Below are 18,582 nucleotides of genomic sequence, written 5' to 3'. Positions count from 1 at the left end.
ATAAAAAAGGGAGCCTTAGCTCCCTTTTTTTATGTCCGTCGGGTTACGCGGCTTTCGCCAGCTCCTCTTCCGGACGCTTCAGTACGGCGTAACCGAGACCGGCAATCGCGGTACCGATGATAATCGCCAGCAGATAGCCCAGCACCGGCGTAATCGCCCCCGGGATCAGCAGCACAAACAGACCGCCGTGAGGTGCCATCAGCTTCGCGCCAATCGCCATTGAGATAGCGCCAGTCACGGCACCGCCAATGATGCAGCACGGCAGCACGCGCATCGGATCGCGCGCCGCAAACGGAATAGCCCCTTCAGAGATAAAGCAGAGACCCAGCACCAGTGCCGCTTTACCGCCCTCCTGCTGTCCTTTGTTGAATTTGCGACGAGCAACCAGCGTGGCCACACCCATTGCCAGCGGTGGCACCATGCCCGCAGCCATAATGGCGGCCATTGGCGCATAGGTTTGCGAACTCAGCAGACCGACGCCGAAAGCATAGGCTACTTTGTTGACCGGACCGCCCATATCGGTACACATCATCCCGCCGAGAATGGCACCCAGCAGCACGGCGTTCGCAGTACCCATGTTGGACAGCCAGCTGGTCAGACCGCTCATGATGCCGGCAACCGGTTTACCCACAACGTAGATCATCAGCAGGCCCGTGATCAGGCTCGCGACCAGCGGAATAATCAGTATGGGCTTCAGGGCTTCCATGCTCTGCGGCAGCTTCACTTTGCTGCTCAGCAGCTTCGCTGCGTAACCTGCAATGAAACCGGCAATGATGCCGCCGAGAAAACCGGCGTTAATGCTGGTAGCAATCATCCCGCCAATCAGACCAGGCGTCAGGCCCGGGCGGTCAGCGATAGAGAAGGCGATAAAACCTGCCAGAACCGGCACCATCAGCGCAAATGCGCTGCCGCCGCCAATCTGCATCAGCGCCGCAGCCAGCGTGCCTGGCTCTTTAAACGCGGTGATCCCAAACGCGAACGACAGCGCAATGCTCAGGCCCCCTGCCACCACCATCGGCAGCATGTAGGAGACACCGGTCAGCAGGTGACGATAGGCGCCCGCTTTCTCTTTACTGTCACTCTGTGCGCTGGCGCTCTGACTGCCGGAAGGCTGATAAATTTTCGCTTCCGCCTGCGCTTTATCCAGCTCCTGCGCCGTTTTTTTCAGCGCCAGGCCGGTGGAGGTGCGATACATCGGCTTGCCGGCAAATTTTGCCAGATCGACGTCGATATCTGCGGCCACGATCACCAGATCGGCGGCAGCCACCTCTTCCGGCGTAATCGGGTTACCGGCACCCACGGAACCACGGGTTTCTACTTTCACCCACCAGCCGCGTTTTTTCGCTTCCGCGTCAATCGCTTCTGCCGCCATAAAGGTGTGTGCTACTCCGGTCGGACAGGCAGTAACAGCAACAATGCGTTTCTGTGCTGTCGCCGCAGCCGGCACCGCCGCAGCGCCTGCTGCCGGCGCGGTTGCAGGCTGCCAGCGCTGCGCGCTTGCCCGCGCCTGTGCGATCGCCGCCTGCGGATCGCGCAGCGCCTGCTGCACATCAACGCACGCCACGGATTTGCCCGCCAGCTGCGCATCTTCCGGAATATGTTCACCGGCAACCAGGATCAGTTCGGCTTCAGCGGCACTGTTGACCAGCTCCAGTCCGGCCTGTGCTGCTGCAGCGCGCAGACGTTCAGTTGCCAGATGTGCGGAGGCCAGTCCCAGTGAAGAATCTTTTATCAGCAGCGTTTTCATTATCATCGCTCTCCTGCTGTTAGTTAACGGGTTGTAAGTCGACGCGCGCCATCATCGCGGCCAACCGGGTACGATCGGCTACGCCGACGTTGCTCTGACTGACAGCCATCGCCGCCACAGCGGTAGCGAGTCGCAGCGTATGTTCGCTGGATTCACGCATCAGCAGGCCATAAATCAGGCCGCCGACCATGGAGTCACCGGCACCCACTGTGCTGACAACCTCACAGACCGGCGGTTTTGCCAGCCATTCGCCAGATGCGTTGACCCACAGCGCGCCTTCTGCGCCGAGCGAAATCACGACGTGCGCGATACCCTGCTCGCGCAGCTCATGCGCCGCGTTAATGACATCCTGCAGTTCAGGCAGTTTGCGGTTAGCCCAGATCTCCAGCTCGCGCCGGTTAGGTTTAACCAGCCACGGCGCTGCTTTCAGGCCTGCAACCAGCGCATCGCGACTGCTGTCAAAAATAATGCACGGGCAGAGCGTACGCAGATCGCTCATCCAGCGGGTAAACGCTTCAGGCGTCACGCCGCCGGGCAGGCTGCCGCTGACGCAGACCATATCGAACTGGCCGAGCCAGGTCAGAGAATCTGCGGTAAAGCGCTCCCAGTCCTGTGCTGTCACCTCAAAGCCGGAGAAGTTAAGGTCTGTGACCTCCCCATCTTTTTCCGTGAGCTTTACGTTAATACGGGTACGACCCTGCACAACCTGAAAGCGGTTAGCTATCCCCAGCTCGCTGAACAGCTGCTGGAAACCGTCCTGATTTTCCCGGCCCATAAAGCCACCGACAGTGACGTCGATGCCGAGATCTTTAAGCACTTTGGCTACGTTGATGCCTTTGCCTGCCGCATGCAGGCCGGTGGTTTTCACCAGATTGACTTCACCGCGCTCTATTTCCGGCGTAAAGCCTACCAGGTCATAAGCCGGGTTCAGCGTAATGGTGGCGACGCGACGGCTCATGCTGCCCCCTCACCCAGACCGGAATTAATGGCTTCTTCAATTGCCTGCATCGCCTGTGGCGCATCATCACCGCTGGCGGTAAAGCGCAGGCGATGGCCTTTCTTCACGCCCAGCGCCACCACTTTCATCAGGCTGCGACCGTTAGCAGGCTTGCCGCTGCCGTCGAGATTAGTCACGGTGACGTCACTGTTAAACTGTTTGATCACGCTGACCAGCGCCGTGCCCGGACGCGCATGCAGGCCATGCTCATTGCGGATGGTAAACTCTGCGGTCAGGACTTCAGCCGCTTCATCCACTTCGCTGGTGAGCAGCGCCAGTACACCGGCTGCGTCCGCTTTCAGCAGACGTTCAGCTTTATTGTTCTGCAGCAGATTGCTCAGGTAACCCAGCACCTCCAGCGGACGCTCATCCACAGCGGCAACCGTCAGCAGCAGCGCCACGCGTTCGCCCTGCCAGTCAAACGGTGCTGCCGGGCGGCTTACCGCGACTGCGCTGCCCAGGTTGCCCTGCGCGCTGTCATTCAGCCAGATCCCCTGCCCCAGACTCAGCGGTGTGCGGGAGATAACCTCTGTAATAAATGCCGCGTCAACTGCACCGGCAGCCTGCAGACGACCGGCATTCAGCGCCTGCAGCGTGATCAGATCGTTCGCCGCCACATCCACCGCAATCAGCGAGGTATCAAAGGTAAATTCAGCTCCCTGCTTCTCACCCATCAGCAGCGCGCGCAGATCTTCGGCGGAAGCCGATTTCAGCTGCTCTGCCACGCTGTCATCGCTTAACACATGCGTCAGCTGACGCAGCAGCGCCAGATGCTCATCTGATTTAGCGGCGATGCCGATAGCGACATAGGCGATCTGCCCTTCGCCCCACTCTACGCCCTGTGGAAACTGATAAACCTGCACGCCGGTTTTCAGCACCAGGTCACGGGTGTCGGTAGTGCCGTGTGGAATAGCAATGCCGTTGCCGAGAAAGGTGCTGGTCTGCTGTTCGCGAGCCAGCATGCCGCTGACATAGCCTTCAGCAACATTGCCTGCTGCAGTCAGCGCGGCAGCAACCTGACGAATAGCGTCTTCTTTTGTCTGTGCCGTGGCGCCGGTATGGATGGCCTGAACTTCGAGCTGGAACATATCTCTCCTCGCTTGCTGAATTGAATCGTTTCAGCTTAATGGCGAAAAAACACGCTGCATCACAGCCACTTAGCCGCAACTACAACGCTGAAACGTTTCAGGGAATATGGTACAGGCGGACCTTTGAGGCAAGAAAATGCGTAAACCAAAGAACAGATCTTTGACGCTACGCACACTTCATCGGGAAATTAAGATTTTTCGCACGCTACAGCTGATGAATGTGCTGAAGGTGAAGGCAGCCGGTTGGGCAGATTTTCAGCAGACTTACAGCACGTCAGGGTGCCGTCTCTGCTTCAAGCTGCAGCAGATAGGTCATCGCCTCTTCCCGGCTACGGCCGCACATTTCCGGTCCAGGCTGCAGGCCTGCGCAGACGGCCGGACGCAGTGGCGAACCAAACAGCTGGCAGCGCTGCTGCGCATCCAGCTGAATGCAGGGCGTATTGGCAGGCTTGCCGTGAGGCATACCCGGAATAGGCGAAGAAATTGAGGGCGCGGTGCAGCAGGCACCGCACTGGTCGCGGCATAACATGAGGCGCTCCGGCAGAGATTTCGCGGCGACAATAGCAGCCCTGCCCCCTGAAAGCTATGCGCGGATAACAATTTTACCGGGCCTCACTTGCCTGTTTTCGATCGCGCGCGTAACGTGACGCGCACCTCTCTTTTCTGAGTGAAGAACATCATGCCTAAGGCAAACGAAATCAAAAAAGGAATGGCCGTTACCTGGAACGGCAAGCTGTTGCTGGTGAAGGATATTGATGTGCAAAGTCCCAGCGCACGCGGGGCGGCAACGCTCTATAAAATGCGGTTTACCGATGTCCGTACCGGCCTCAAGGTCGAAGAGCGATTCAAAGGCGACGATATTATCGATGCCATTCAGCTGAGCCGTCGGCCGGTAACCTTTTCTTATATCGATGGCGATGAATATGTGTTTATGGATGATGAGGATTACACGCCCTATAACTTTAAGCAGGAGCAGATTGCCGAGGAGCTACTGTTTATTCCGGAAGGCGGGATCCCCGGCATGCAGGTGCTGACAATGGAGGGTCAGGTACTGGCGCTGGAGCTACCGCAAACGGTGGATATGGTGATTGCTGATACGACGCCGGGCATCAAAGGCGCATCCGCCAGCGCGCGCACGAAACCCGCAGTGATGAGTACCGGCCTCTCGGTACAGGTACCTGAATACCTCAGCAATGGCGATCGTATTCGCATTCATGTGGCTGAACGACGCTATATGAGTCGAGCCGACTGATCGCCGCGTTGTCCGCGCCCGTCAGGTTGTTATACTATAACACTATCGGGCGCGGTCCGCGTTGCCGGCCGCACGCTCAGTTCACTGCCTGCCAGATGCAGCAGGCCACAGGGAGAAACTATGACGCGCGTCAACCTCATTACCGGCTTTCTCGGCAGCGGCAAAACCACCACGCTGCTGCATCTGCTCGCCCATAAACCGGCCAATGAGAAATGGGCGATTCTGGTCAATGAGTTTGGCGAGGTGGGCATTGATGGTGCCCTGCTGGCCAACCGCGGCGCGGCGCTAAAAGAGATACCCGGCGGCTGCATGTGCTGCGTTAACGGCCTGCCGCTGCAGGTCGGACTCAATATGCTGCTGAAGCAGACAAAGCCCGATCGTCTGATCATCGAACCTACCGGCCTAGGCCATCCCAAACAGTTACTTAGCATGCTTCGCGCTGCGGTGTATCAGCCGTGGATAACAGTGGATGCGACGCTGACCCTGCTCGATCCACGCCAGCTTGCCGATGCGCGCGTGGCCGCAAACGAAAATTTTCGCGATCAGCTCGCTGCCGCTGACATTATTGTCGCCAGTAAAAGCGATCGGTGGCAGCCGGAAGATCGCCAGCGTCTGGCGGACTGGCAGCGGGATAACCTGGGTGACCGCCTGCTGACAGAAACCGCATGGGGTAAAATCGACCCGGCCCTGCTGACACAGCCGGCACAGATTGATCGCCCGCTTCCTGACGCGGTCCATCATCCCCACAGCTCGCGCCAGCAGGGTCTGGCGGCGCTGAAACTGGAGGGTCAGGCGCGCTGGCGGCGTGCGTTAAACGAAGGTCAGGGCTATGCTTCCTGCGGCTGGATTTTCGATGAAGAGACACAGTTTGATACCATTCCGCTGCTGGAGTGGGCGCGACATGCGCCGGTTGATCGCGTAAAAGGCGTGCTGCGTACGCCGGATGGTCTGGTGAACGTGAACCGACAGGGTGACGATCTGTTTATTGAAACCCGCCCGGTTACCCCGCCTGACAGCCGTATTGAACTGATCCATCATCAGCCAGCCGACTGGAATGCGCTGCAGACCTCGCTGTTGAAGATTCGTTTAAATTAATTGCGCTAGGTTTGCCTGTTATTTTACTTTTTGGGTGTCACTTTTTATGCGCGCAACACGTCTTGTCACTATCCTGCTGCTGAATGCACTGGGTATGATGCTGTTTCTCTCCTGGTACCTGCCCGCTAATCACGGTTTCTGGTTCGCTGTCGATAAAGGGATCTTTTTCAGCTTTAACGATCTGATGGTCGATCACCACGCGTTTGCCGTGCTGGTAGCGATAACCAACTATCGCGGGTTTGATGCGGTTTCCCTGCTGGCGATGGGGCTGCTTTACCTCGCGTTCTGGCGACGCGAAACGCCGGAAGGACGCCGGCGCATGCTGGCTATCGGGATCACCATGCTGCTGACGGCCGTTGTATTAAATCAGCTGGGCCATCTGCTGCCGGTGAAACATGCCAGCCCGACGCTGTTTTTTGATAATGTTCATCGCGTCAGCGAACTCACCGGCATTCCCGCAAAAGATGCCTCGCGCGATAGCTTTCCTGGCGACCACGGCATGATGCTGATTATTTTTGCCTGCTTTATGTGGCGCTATTTTGGCTTCCGGGCATTTTTAACCGGCGTGCTGATTGTGGTGCTGTTTGCTCTGCCGCGCATAATGGCCGGTGCCCACTGGTTTACCGATATTGCCGTGGGTTCGCTGTCGGTAATATTAGCTGGCTTAAGCTGGTGGCTATTAACGCCCGCCAGCGACAAACTGGTGACGTGGCTATATCGCACGCTGCCTGGCAAATATAAGCCACGCGCGTAATTGTTTAGCGCAGGTAACCGGAGAGCAAAAAGTGACCCGCCTGCGCTTATTTAATGCTTTAAAAAACTATTAGCGACCTAACAGTTTGCCATCAAAAGAAAACATGATGGCAAACAAGCCTTAACATTTTCTCTTGTTATCCCCTGTCCAGTCAGAACCCGCTGAAAATCAGCATTAACGCCGGAATTGCCCGCTTAAGCGGCGGCTTATTTGCGCATTAATTACGCCCACCTGGTGATAAAGTAGCCGTTCAGTGAATGTTTTAATTTACATCAAAAAAACCTATAGAAATTTATATAAAACCACTCGCCACGCGGTCTGTAATCAGTTAACCTCAAGCTCGATTACCCTGGTGCAGCATAAAATGTGGTGGCAAACCGAGCGAAAAATGTGTCCATTAACACATTTTAGTAATTAAGGATTTGTCTTAGACCGCGGTACTTATTAATCTCAACCCGTTTTGTCATCTGGCTGGCGACATTCTGTCGTAAGGACATCGAAGGAACACACGTATAATGGTCAAGTCTCAACCAATTCTGAGATACCTCAGGCGGATTATTCCCGCGGTAGTATTAGCCACACTTTTATCAGCATGTAGTAGCAGCCATAACGGCCAGAATGCGAAAAACGAGAATCATGAAGTTAACAACCACAATGGTTTTTTACTTCAGGCGTCTCAGGACGAATTTGAACAAATGGTGCAGAATGTGGACATCAAGTCCCGCATCATGGAACAGTACAGCGACTGGAAAGGTGTCCGCTATCGCTTAGGCGGTGATACCAAACGTGGCATCGACTGTTCTGCTTTTGTTCAGCGCACCTTTCGCGACCAGTTTGGTCTGGAGCTGCCCCGCTCAACGTATGAGCAGCAGGACACGGGTAAAGGGATTTCACGCGGTAAACTGCGTCCGGGTGATTTAGTGCTGTTCCGTGCCGGCTCTACCGGACGACACGTTGGCATTTATCTGGGCAATGATAATTTTGTTCATGCCTCTACCAGCAGCGGCGTAATGATTTCAAATCTTAATGACAGCTACTGGAAGACACGCTACCGCGAAGCACGACGGGTTCTGGCTAAAAATCCAAGCTGATCCCTTTTCTCCGATGATTCTCTCAGCCAGAGAAAACAGAAACGCTGCCCCGGCAGCGTTTTTTTATTGCGGATAGATACCCCGCTAAAATCCGGTTGGTAATCAGAAATATAACAAGACTTTCTTTGCATCCTCGTTATATTCTCACTGCCTATCCAGTGCAGCCGTATACGGTTTTACTTACATGGCAATATCAGGAACATTGACACCATGCCTCTGTCGCGGACGCTGAAACCGCACGCTACGCATACGCGCCGTCTGTTCCGGAAGAGTGCGCTGGCAGGTATGGTTTCGTTTATTCTTTTCATCAGCATCCTGCTGTCGCTGACCTGGCATAAACGCCAGCAGCAGCATGAGCTGCTGCTGCAACACAGCGTGGACGACCTGCAGCAGATGCTGTCAGCGCTGACCGATACGCTGCGTCCGCTACAGCAGTATACGCTGCTGGATTGCAACAGCGTCAGCCGTGAGCTCACCTCACGTGCTGCCTTTGCAGATAATATCCGCGCGATTCTGCTGGTGCGGGACGGCCTCGCCTATTGCTCATCGGCCACCGGCGCCTTCAGACTGCCTGCCAGTGAGATTTCACCCGCCACCGACCTGGAAAGCGATCGCGATTTACGGCTGCTGCCGGGCACCCCGCTGCTGCCGTCGCGCCCGGCGCTGGCGCTGTGGCTCAAATATCCCGGCAGCGCTGAGAGCGGCATTATGACAACGATTAACCTCTCCCTTGCGCCCTATCAGCTGCTCGCCTCTTATTACCCTGAAATCACCGGCATGGCGCTGGTTATTGGCAATGATGCGCTGAAGAGTGACGTCAGCCACACTATTCCGCGCCGCGACCTGCCAGCCGGACTGGCTACCCTTGCACTGCCTCAGAGTGATATTCGTTTTGTTCTTTATGGCAGCACGCTGGCAATGCGCGACTATCAAATGACGCTGCTGACGGGCGTGCTGTTTGCGCTGATGATCGGCTGCCTGACCGGCGTGCTGCTTAACCGCCGCCAGCGCCCGGCGCGCGAGATTATGCTGGCCATCAGGCGCGGGCAGTTCTATGTCGAATACCAGCCGTTAATTACGGCGCATAACGAACAACCTTATGGCGTGGAAGCCCTGCTGCGCTGGGCACATCCCATCGAAGGCGCGATCCCGCCCGATGTATTTATCAGCTATGCCGAAGCGCAAAACCTGATTATTCCGCTGACCCGGCATCTGTTTCACCTGGTGGCGCGCGACGCGCATACCCTTAGCCAGCAGCTACCGCGCGGCACGCGTCTGAGCCTTAACCTCTCACCTCTGCATCTGGCAGCCGACAGTTTCCGTCACGACGTGCGGACATGGCTGGCCGGAATGCCGGCAGATCACTTCAGCTATGTGTTTGAGATCACTGAACGCACTATGGTGAGAGAAACGAATGCCGGAGAGGTGTTTGCCTGGCTGCATGCTAACCAGTTCAGCATTGCCATTGATGATTTCGGAACCGGACATAGCGCCCTGATCTATCTGGAAAAGTATCCTTTTGACTATCTGAAAATCGATCGGGGATTTGTTCAGAGTATCGGCACGGAGACGCTGACCTCTCCGGTACTGGACGCAGTGCTGCTGCTGGCTAAGAAGCTCAATCTGAAAACGGTGGCTGAGGGTGTGGAGACCCGCGAGCAGGCCAGCTGGCTGGTCAGCCGTGGCGTGACGCACCTGCAGGGATATCTGTTCAGCAGGCCGCTGCGGCCGGAAAAGTTAGTCAGCTACTATCAAAACTTTCCGCATTTCGGGTATGGCGATATAAATACGCTTACCGGCTAAGCTGAAGCCCGGCTGTCAGCGGCCGGTAAAATCTTCTGCAATCGCCACGCCCTGATTTTTCAGGCAGCAGCTGGCGGCACTTTCGTTAATCCGCTGGATCAGCAGACAGGGATGCCCTTCACAACGGGCGATTTTGCACTCTACCTGGATTTGCGCCAGCGTTTCGCGCAGCTGATGCAGAATATCCAGCGCCAGCGACCCTTCATGGCTCAGCAGTCTCAGCGCAACCAGATCTTCATCATTAATGCCGCTGGTGGTTTCCAGCAGTTCAATCTCGCCTATCTGATCTGCAGACCAGCGATAAAGCTGTGGCAGACGATGCACAACAGAGAGTTGCAGCATAGGGTTCCCCAAAGATATTGATCCTGTTTCCCGCCAGAGCCCGCATGCTCATAGCCGGAAATCCCACCTCAAATCAAAAAACGGATGTCAGTGATGACCTTCGCGTTTTAAATACAAAACCATCGAAAAAAAGCGTTATTTGCGAGCGTTCTCGCAGTCAGGCCTATGTTTACCGCGATCGTCAGATACAGACAACCAGTTTATACGCATTAGCGTTACTTTTTTGTCTAAAAATTTTCACATCATGGAAACATTAAGCATAACGAATAGCTGGCGATTCGCGAGCCGCGTTCTCTTTTTTGCCTGAGGAGGGGAAATATGCCGTGCGCGTATGAATATGCCAGGGCCGCATAAATACGCCAGGGCCGCATAAATGCGGCCCCTACAGGGGGCAGAGCACCACCTATATGCGGCCCGGGAGCGGAAACCAGCATTTGCGGCCCGGAGGGGATAGAGCACCACATAAATGTAGGGGCCGCATTTATGCGGCCCTGAGCGGTATGGGGCGCCGCATTTATGCGGCCCTGGGGGATTAGGTGGTTTTGCGCGGGCGGGCAGCGTAGCTAAACAGAATCAGGGAAAGGGTGGCGCACAGTGCAATTGTTGCCACCATTGGCCATGCGCTGTTCATGCTGACCAGCGACAGCAGCGCACCCACCAGGCCGCCGACGCCAAAGCGCAGCGTGCCTGCCAGCGACGAGGCAGTTCCCGCCATGTGCGGAAACTCATCGAGTACAATTGCCATGGCGTTAGAGGAGACGATAGAAACACAGCCGATAAACATCGCTACGCCCAGCACCAGCGGCAGAAAGCCGAGCTGCAGCGCGCTGACAATCAGCAGCCAGAGGCCCATGGCAAACTGAATGGTCAGTCCCAGGCGAAACATCTTCAGCGGGCCAAAACGGCGCACCGCACGGCTGTTAATCAGCGTCATCACAAAAAGAAAGATGATATTCAGGCCGAAATAGTAGCCAAAATCCTGCGGCGAGACGTGATTGACTTCGATATAAACAAAGGGACCGGCGTTGAGAAACGCAAATAAACCGGCAAACGAGAAGCCGCTGGCCAGCATATAGCCGAACACCCGCTTATGGCGTACCAGCGCTACAAAATTGCCCAGCATGGTACGCAGATGAAAGCGCTGACGCTGTTCCGGCTTCAGCGTCTCACGCACCTGTGTCACCACCAGCACGGTGGTGATCAGCGCGGCAATCGCCAGCGCCCAGAAGATTGCGTGCCAGCTCCAGATAAGCAGCAGCCACCCACCCAGCACCGGTGCCACCAGCGGTGCGATGGTCGTGATCAGCAGCACAAACGACATCATGCGCGAAAAGTCCTCTTTTGAATAACTGTCGCGCATCAGGGCGTTAATAACCACGCTGGCAGCAGCAGCAGAGAGACCATGCAGAAAGCGCATCAGGATCAGCTGATCAATAGAGCCGGAGAGTGCGCAGGCGGCGGCGGCACAGGCAAAAATCAGCGTGCCCAGCACAATGACCGGCTTGCGGCCATAGCTGTCGGCCAGCGGACCATACACCAGCTGCCCGATAGCAAATCCCAGAATGTAGAGATTCAGCGTCATCTGCACGCTGCCCGCGGACACGGCAAACTCGCGGGCAATCTGCGGCATAGCGGGCAGATACATATCAATGGAGAGCGGCATCAGCATCGCCAGCAATCCCAGAATCACCACTAATCCCGCCGGGGAATTTTTCTCCTTGCGCACCCTTTACTCCGTTATTTGTGCTGTTTCAGTTCGTCTGGCAGCCCGATGCTGTCAATCTCTTCCGGGGTCAGTGCGCGATATTCGCCCTCTTCCAGCGCCTCATCCAGTACAATCGTGCCGATGCTCTCACGATGGAGCGCAACCACATGATTTCCCATCGCGGCAAACATGCGCTTCACCTGGTGATAACGGCCTTCGCCGATCGTCAGTCGCGCTGCTTTCTCATCGAGGATCTCCAGCCGGGCAGGCCTGGTCAGCGTCTTCTCATTGTGCAGCTGGATACCGGCAGCAAATGTTTCCACCAGCGCCGGATCGAGTGGCGCTTCCACCTCTACCAGATAGGTTTTCTCTAAATGATGACGCGGCGAGGTGATGCGATGCGACCACTGACCATCATCCGTCAGCAGCACCAGACCGGTGGTATCAATATCGAGTCGCCCGGCGGCGTGCAGCTTATAAGCTGACGGCTCCTCAATAAAATAGAGGATAGTGGGATGATCGGGATCGTCTGTAGAGCAGACATAGCCCTGCGGCTTGTTCAGCATAAAGTAGCGCGGTCCCTGCTGAACCACCAGCGGGTTGCCATCATAGGCAATATCATCTTCCGGCATCACTTTGTACGAGGTATCGCGCACAATTTCGCCATTGATGGTGATCTTTCTGGCGCGAATTTCGCGGCCAGCGATAGCACGGCTAACTTCCAGTTGCTGAGATATGAATTTGTCGAGTCGCATGAATTCGCTTTGCCTGTTACTGCGGGGGAAAAACTGAAACGGTGCCTGTGCACGGAATACGTCCGCCGGGTTAACCGTTAAAAAAGTGCGGGCAGTATAGCCTGAAGCTTTGCCTGCTAATAGTGCCGATCCTGCGTTTCATCCGCTTACATGGCATAATATGCCTCTGATCCAGAAAAAAGTTTATGCTGATGGCCTTTACACTTCGTCCCTATCAACAGGAAGCGGTTGATGCAACCGTCGCACACTTCCGGCGCCATACCACGCCGGCAATGATTGTGCTGCCCACCGGTGCCGGTAAAAGCCTGGTGATTGCTGAACTGGCGCGGCTGGCGCGTGGCCGGGTGCTGGTGCTGGCGCACGTCAAAGAGCTGGTCGAGCAGAACCACAGCAAGTATCAGGCTTACGGGCTGGAGGCGGATATTTTTGCGGCCGGCCTGCAGCGCAGGCAGAGCGACGGCAAAGTGGTCTTTGGCAGCGTACAGTCCGTGGCGCGTAATCTTGATCGCTTCGACAGCGCATTTTCACTGGTGATTGTCGATGAGTGTCATCGCATCAGCGACAATGAGGAAAGCCAGTATCAGCAGCTGTTCAGCCACCTGCGCCAGCATAATCCGCAGCTGCGCCTGCTGGGGCTGACCGCGACGCCGTTCCGGCTGGGTAAAGGCTGGATCTATCAGTTCCACTATCACGGCATGGTACGCGGCGATGAAAAAGCGCTGTTTCGCGACTGCATCTACGAGTTGCCGTTGCGCTATATGATCAAACACGGTTTTCTGGTGCCGCCGGAACGTCTTGATATGCCGGTGGTACAGTACGATTTCAGCCGGCTGGTGCCGCAGAACAGCGGCCTGTTCAGCGAAGCGGATCTCAACCGTGAACTGAAACAGCAGCAGCGCGTCACGCCACAGATTATCCGCCAGATCGTTGAGTTTGCCGACGATCGGCGCGGCGTAATGATTTTTGCCGCCACGGTTGAACACGCGCGTGAGATATTATCATTGCTGCCGGAGAACAGTGCCCTGGTATCGGCCGAAACCGCGGTTAAAGAGCGCGACCGGCTGATTCAGCAGTTTAAAGCGCAGCAGCTGAAGTTTCTGGTTAACGTGGCGGTTCTGACCACCGGTTTTGATGCGCCACACGTGGATCTCATCGCGATTCTGCGCCCGACTGAATCCGTCAGCCTCTATCAGCAGATAGTCGGACGCGGACTGCGCCTGGCGCCGGATAAACGCGACTGCCTGATCCTCGACTACGCCGGTAATCCGCACGATCTCTTTACGCCGGAAGTGGGTGCGCCAAAAGGCGCCAGTGACAATCAACCGGTGCAGGTGTTCTGCCCCGCCTGCGGGTTTGCTAATACCTTCTGGGGCAAAGCCACTGAAGACGGACAGGTGATTGAACATTTTGGCCGCCGCTGCCAGGGCATTCTGGAGGATGATGAAGGCGGACGTGAGCAGTGCGATTTTCGCTTTCGCTTTAAAAGCTGCCCTGACTGCGGCGCTGAAAATGATATCGCCGCACGGCGCTGCCAGCAGTGCGACAAAATATTAGTCGACCCCGATGACATGCTGAAAGCGGCGCTGAAGCTGAAAGATGCGCGGGTGCTGCGCTGCAGCGGTATGACGCTGGCGCATGGCCGTGATGACAAGGGAGAATGGCTGAAAGCCACCTATTACGATGAGGATGGCAGCGACGTCAGCGAACGCTTCCGGCTGCAGACACCCGCACAGCGGAAGGCGTTTGAGCAGCTGTTTATGCGGCCGCATCAGCGCGCGCCCGGCATGGAGCTAGGCTGGCAGCAGGCGGCCGATGTGGTCGCGCTGCAGCCGCTGCTGCGTCATCCTGACTTCGTGGTAGCGCGTGCCCGGGGACAGTTCTGGCAGGTGCGGGAGAAAGTGTTTGATTACCAGGGGCGCTTCCGCCGCGCCAATGAGCTGCGCTAGATGGCAGAATCATTTGCCCCCCTGCCCCGATCCGGCTATAATCCCGCCCGCTTTTGCATCCGCACAAGCGTTTGAATAACCGTCCTGTTGCTGGGTCGCCTGTAGCAGGAATTATTGAAGAGAAATAATGATGTTCACTATCAACGCAGAAGTACGTAAAGAGCAGGGTAAGGGTGCGAGCCGCCGCCTGCGCACAGCTAACAAGTTCCCGGCTATCATCTATGGCGGAAATGAAGCTGCAGTTTCTATCGAACTGGATCACGACTCCGTGATGAACATGCAGGTTAAGCCTGAGTTCTACACCGATGTGCTGACGCTGGTTGTTGACGGTAAAGAAACGAAGGTTAAAGTTCAGGCTGTTCAGCGTCACCCGTTCAAGCCAAAACTGCACCACATCGACTTCGTTCGCGCGTAATCGCAGACGACATCGGGAAAAACGCCGCTTTTGCGGCGTTTTTTTATGCCGGTGATTTACTTCCCGCCGGTACGACGCTGCAGCTGATCGCGCAAATTAGGCGGTGTGCCTTTAATCGTCAGGGTATCGGTTGCCGGATCCCAGAAGATACGCTCGCCAAGCAGCAGCGCATCAAAATTCAGCGTTAACCCGCCACCGCTGCCGGAAAATTTAGTCAGCTGGCGCAGCGTGCTGCGGTCAGCCGGAAAGTGCTCCTCCAGCTCATAACCCTGCTCCTGCGTAAACGCCTGAAAGCTTTTATCACCCAGAGGTGGTAACTCCTGTGAGAGATCGTCCAGCGCAATCTCCTCACCCGCCTGCAGCTGTTCGTTACAGTAGCTGTAAACCTGCTGACGATAGTTCTGCCGCTCGTTCTTATCCAGATTTGACTCAGCGCAGTAATCATCGACCGCCTGCAGCAGGCCGCGGTTCTGCGCCTTAGTGTCGAGGCCCACGCTGGCGCCGAGAAAATCCATAAAGAAGTCAGCAACCTTGCGTCCGACGCGTCCCCGCAGAAAAGTAAGATAGCGCGTTGATTCCGGGTTGGTTTCCCACTCGGTAAGATCGATGCGCGCCACAATATCGGCGTGATTGATGTCGAGATAGTGCGTGCTGCTGATATCCAGCTGTTCATTAACGCGCATGCTGGACTGACTGTTCAGCACCGCAACCAGCAGATACTCTACCGCCAGATAGCGGTAGTGCATAAACAGCACCACGCCACCGTCAGCAAACGGGTATTTACTCAGCTCATCGCGGAGACGGCCGGTGGCAGCCCGGCTGAATGCCAGGAAGTCATCCTGCCCGCGACGACAGTTGCGCAGCGCGTCGGCCAGTTCGCTGTCTTCATTAAACAGACCATAGGCTTTGCTTTTAGCACTGTAAACGCGATGCAGCTCTTCAGCCATGCTGCTTACCGCCTGCGTAACCGGCAGCAGCGTATCGCGCAGTACCAGCTCCAGCTGATTCTCGTCGCGTTTGATTAACTGATGCAGGGCAATCTGGTCAATATCCAGACTCATGATAGACTCTCCTTTAAACTCAGGGGCGTATTCAATCACCGCCCGCCGCCGCTTTCAACTGCGCGCACAAACTGATCGCTCTGCCTGCGATAAAAGTGCGGAAAAAAGCACATGGTTACGGTACTATACCGGCTTTTCACACTTGATTAGTCGACGATATGCCACAATCATCCCGTTATAGCGACGAGCGCGTTGAGCAGCTTCTCGCACAGCTGGCGCAGGTTCTTGAAAAAGACAAAGCGCCTCTCGATCTTTCCCTGATGGTTCTGGGAAACATGGTCACCAATTTGATCAACTCCGATATCGCACCAGCCCAGCGCCGCAGCCTGGCCCGGTCATTTGCGGAAGCGTTGCAGTCTTCCGTGCGCGATGATAACGCTCATTAATTTGCAGATCTGATCCCTATATATGGTAACCAACCGGCAGCGCTACCGTGAAAAAGTCTCCCAGATGATTAGCTGGGGGCACTGGTTCGCGCTGTTTAATATCCTGTTTGCGCTGGCTCTCGGCAGCCGCTACCTGTTGGTCGCTGACTGGCCCTCCTCACTGGCGGGCCGGATTTACGCTTTTACCAGCTGGATGGGGCATTTCAGCTTTATCGTTTTTGCCGCCTATCTGCTGATCATCTTCCCGCTTACCTTTGTGGTGATGTCGCAGCGTCTGCTGCGGGTACTCTCCGCGATCGTTGCCACCGCCGGGCTGACGCTGATCATGGTCGACGGCGCCGTGTTCAACCGCTTTCACCTCCACCTTAATCCGGTGGTCTGGGAGCTGGTGGTTAACCCCGATCAAAGTGAGATGGCGCGTGACTGGCAGCTGATGTTTATCAGCGTGCCGGGCATTTTTCTGGTGGAGATGCTGTTTGCCACCTGGAGCTGGCAAAAACTGCGCAGTCTTAACCGGCGCTCATTTGGCAAGCCGCTCGCTGCGCTGTTTATCAGCGCCTTTTTTGCCAGTCATCTGCTCTACATCTGGGCCGATGCGAATTTCTACCGCCCTGTCACCATGCAGCGCGCCAATCTGCCGCTCTCTTATCCCATGACGGCACGCCGCTTTCTGGAGCGTCACGGTCTGCTGGATGCACAGGAGTATCAGCGCCGTCTGGTGCAGCAGGGCGATCCTGAAGCGCTGTCGGTGCAGTATCCGCTAAGTGATATTAGCTTCCGTGATGGCGGAACGGGTCACAATCTGCTGGTGCTGACCATTGATGGCGTAAATAACGCCACTATGGACAGCGCGCTGCCATCGCTGAAGCAGTTCGCTGCAGAGAATGTCCGTTTTACCCGGCACTACAGCGCCGGCGTACAGCCGGAAAAAGGCGTGTTTGGCCTGTTTTACGGCATCTCTTCCAGCTATATGGATGGCGTGCTGGCATCGCGCATTCCGTCGGCGCTGCTGAACGCACTGAACGCACAGGGCTACCAGTTTGGCCTGTTCTCCTCCGATGGCTTTAATCAGCCGCTCTACCGTCAGGCGCTGCTGGCGGACTATACGCTGCCGGAAGCGACCTCGCAGCCTAACAGCCAGACCGTCTCACAGTGGCAAAACTGGCTCAATGGTCAGAAAAGCAGCCGCTCTCCCTGGTTTTCCTGGGTAGCGCTGAACGGTATAACGGCCAGCGGCGACAGCACGAAAGCGCGTCAGCGCAGCTATATGCGCCAGGCGGGCAGCGTGGATGAGCAGATTGCTGCAGTACTGACCACGTTGCAGCAGCGCGACCTGCTGAAAAATACGGTGGTGGTGATCACCGCCCAGCGTGCGGTAACCTTTAATAACAGCGATAACCCGGGCAACCGTGCGATGCTGCAGATTCCGCTGGTGGTGCACTGGCCCAACACGCCTGCACAGACGATCGATCGCCTGACCGATCAGCAGGATGTGATGGCAACGCTGATGCAGCGTCTGCTGCACGTGCGCACCAGCCCGGTCAGCTATTCGCAGGGTGAAGATCTGTTCGCCGCTCAGCGCAGCCATAACTGGGTAGCCAGCAGTGAAGATGGCAAACTGGTGATCACCACGCCATCGGTAACGCTGATGCTGAATAACAGCGGCAGCTATACCGCATGGGATGCCAGCGGTCGCGAGCTGAAAGATCATAAGCCGCAGCTGGCGCTGCTGCTGCAGGTGCTGACGGAAGAGAAGCGCTTTACGGCAAACTGATTAAATATGAGGCAGTTAACGCTGGCGCATCTTGCAATCGTCTGGGGAATCAGTAGTATGGTTTTCCACGTTCGGCACGTAGCGCAGCCTGGTAGCGCACTGTCATGGGGTGTCAGGGGTCGGAGGTTCAAATCCTCTCGTGCCGACCAAATTATCCCGTAAAAAAGCAGCCTTCATGGCTGCTTTTTTATTGCCTGTCCGGCGCACTATCGATACGTACCCTTTTTTTCTCAAACTCTCATTTTTCAGCCAGTTGCCTCTGCAACTGAGCGCGATCACATTTTGCGCCTGTCATGGTGTGCTTTCATCAAAACGCAACAAAAGTGTCATGAACATCCCCTACTCTGATGCTCTCTTTTATTTGACGGGAA

General features: G+C 56.1%; 17 protein-coding genes and 1 tRNA gene. 10 read left to right on the top strand and 8 right to left on the bottom strand.

The features are described from left to right. Positions 1-43: 43 nt before the first annotated feature. From fruA to BBA90_RS09255, 4 genes are all read right to left on the bottom strand, one after another. Entirely contained in the window at positions 44-1,747 is a 1,704-nt protein-coding gene (gene fruA, locus BBA90_RS09270) for a PTS fructose transporter subunit IIBC (RefSeq protein ID WP_065648872.1), read from the bottom strand. A 19-nt stretch (positions 1,748-1,766) separates the two neighbouring features. After that, complete coding sequence (gene fruK / locus BBA90_RS09265) at positions 1,767-2,705, bottom strand: 1-phosphofructokinase (protein WP_065648871.1); 939 nt, start codon at positions 2,703-2,705, stop codon at positions 1,767-1,769. After that, entirely contained in the window at positions 2,702-3,832 is a 1,131-nt protein-coding gene (gene fruB / locus BBA90_RS09260) for a fused PTS fructose transporter subunit IIA/HPr protein (RefSeq protein WP_065648870.1), read from the bottom strand. Before fruB ends, fruK begins: the two co-directional genes overlap by 4 nt. A gap of 274 nt (positions 3,833-4,106) precedes the next feature. Continuing rightward, positions 4,107-4,361: a YkgJ family cysteine cluster protein gene (locus BBA90_RS09255; protein WP_065648869.1), complete on the bottom strand. Its 255-nt coding sequence runs from the start codon at positions 4,359-4,361 to the stop codon at positions 4,107-4,109. 150 nt (positions 4,362-4,511) lie between these two features. Here BBA90_RS09255 and yeiP point away from each other — a divergent pair, with 150 nt between their 5' ends. The 5 genes from yeiP to BBA90_RS09230 all read left to right on the top strand — a co-directional run bounded on the left by yeiP (position 4,512) and on the right by BBA90_RS09230 (position 9,827). Continuing rightward, positions 4,512-5,084 carry an elongation factor P-like protein YeiP gene (gene yeiP, locus BBA90_RS09250; RefSeq protein WP_065648868.1) on the top strand — a complete coding sequence of 191 codons (573 nt, stop codon included), beginning with the start codon at positions 4,512-4,514 and terminating at the stop codon, positions 5,082-5,084. Between the two features lie 120 nt (positions 5,085-5,204). Further along, positions 5,205-6,179, top strand: a complete 975-nt coding sequence (locus BBA90_RS09245; RefSeq protein ID WP_065648867.1) for a CobW family GTP-binding protein — start codon at positions 5,205-5,207, stop codon at positions 6,177-6,179. A gap of 46 nt (positions 6,180-6,225) precedes the next feature. Then, complete coding sequence (locus BBA90_RS09240; protein ID WP_065648866.1) at positions 6,226-6,933, top strand: phosphatase PAP2 family protein; 708 nt, start codon at positions 6,226-6,228, stop codon at positions 6,931-6,933. Between the two features lie 515 nt (positions 6,934-7,448). Continuing rightward, the gene (mepS, locus tag BBA90_RS09235) at positions 7,449-8,024 is read left to right on the top strand and encodes a bifunctional murein DD-endopeptidase/murein LD-carboxypeptidase (RefSeq protein WP_065648865.1); all 576 of its coding nucleotides are present in this window, start codon (positions 7,449-7,451) and stop codon (positions 8,022-8,024) included. A gap of 210 nt (positions 8,025-8,234) precedes the next feature. Beyond that, on the top strand, positions 8,235-9,827 hold the full coding sequence (locus BBA90_RS09230; protein ID WP_065648864.1) for a cyclic di-GMP phosphodiesterase: 1,593 nt from the start codon (positions 8,235-8,237) through the stop codon (positions 9,825-9,827). 15 nt (positions 9,828-9,842) lie between these two features. Here BBA90_RS09230 and BBA90_RS09225 read toward each other — a convergent pair whose 3' ends face one another. From BBA90_RS09225 to rsuA, 3 genes are all read right to left on the bottom strand, one after another. After that, entirely contained in the window at positions 9,843-10,169 is a 327-nt protein-coding gene (locus tag BBA90_RS09225; RefSeq protein WP_065648863.1) for a hypothetical protein, read from the bottom strand. 532 nt (positions 10,170-10,701) lie between these two features. After that, on the bottom strand, positions 10,702-11,895 hold the full coding sequence (locus BBA90_RS09220) for a Bcr/CflA family multidrug efflux MFS transporter (protein ID WP_065648862.1): 1,194 nt from the start codon (positions 11,893-11,895) through the stop codon (positions 10,702-10,704). 11 nt (positions 11,896-11,906) lie between these two features. Next, positions 11,907-12,629 (bottom strand): 16S rRNA pseudouridine(516) synthase RsuA, encoded by a 723-nt coding sequence (gene rsuA / locus BBA90_RS09215; protein WP_065648861.1) that lies wholly within the window; start codon positions 12,627-12,629, stop codon positions 11,907-11,909. Positions 12,630-12,820: 191 nt separating this feature from the next. On the opposite strand from rsuA, the gene BBA90_RS09210 reads away from it, so the two are divergent. Next, the gene (locus BBA90_RS09210; protein WP_065650441.1) at positions 12,821-14,575 is read left to right on the top strand and encodes a DEAD/DEAH box helicase; all 1,755 of its coding nucleotides are present in this window, start codon (positions 12,821-12,823) and stop codon (positions 14,573-14,575) included. 130 nt (positions 14,576-14,705) lie between these two features. After that, positions 14,706-14,990 (top strand): 50S ribosomal protein L25, encoded by a 285-nt coding sequence (gene rplY, locus BBA90_RS09205; protein WP_065650440.1) that lies wholly within the window; start codon positions 14,706-14,708, stop codon positions 14,988-14,990. 56 nt (positions 14,991-15,046) lie between these two features. Here rplY and yejK read toward each other — a convergent pair whose 3' ends face one another. Then, a complete protein-coding gene (gene yejK / locus BBA90_RS09200) occupies positions 15,047-16,051 on the bottom strand; it encodes a nucleoid-associated protein YejK (protein ID WP_065648860.1) in 1,005 nt (334 codons plus the stop codon). Positions 16,052-16,209: 158 nt separating this feature from the next. Between yejK and BBA90_RS09195 the strand changes: the two genes are divergently transcribed. From BBA90_RS09195 to BBA90_RS09185, 3 genes are all read left to right on the top strand, one after another. Continuing rightward, positions 16,210-16,437, top strand: coding sequence for a YejL family protein (locus BBA90_RS09195; protein ID WP_065648859.1), 228 nt, complete (start codon positions 16,210-16,212; stop codon positions 16,435-16,437). A gap of 22 nt (positions 16,438-16,459) precedes the next feature. Continuing rightward, positions 16,460-18,211: an LPS biosynthesis-modulating metalloenzyme YejM gene (gene yejM, locus BBA90_RS09190; RefSeq protein WP_065648858.1), complete on the top strand. Its 1,752-nt coding sequence runs from the start codon at positions 16,460-16,462 to the stop codon at positions 18,209-18,211. A gap of 72 nt (positions 18,212-18,283) precedes the next feature. After that, positions 18,284-18,360: transfer RNA gene (locus tag BBA90_RS09185), tRNA-Pro, on the top strand. The last annotated feature ends 222 nt before the right edge of the window (positions 18,361-18,582 follow it).

The organism is Pantoea eucrina, from assembly GCF_001691555.1.
Taxonomy (GTDB): Bacteria; Pseudomonadota; Gammaproteobacteria; order Enterobacterales; family Enterobacteriaceae; genus Pantoea; species Pantoea borealis.
This window is presented reverse-complemented; position numbering and strand designations above follow the sequence as displayed.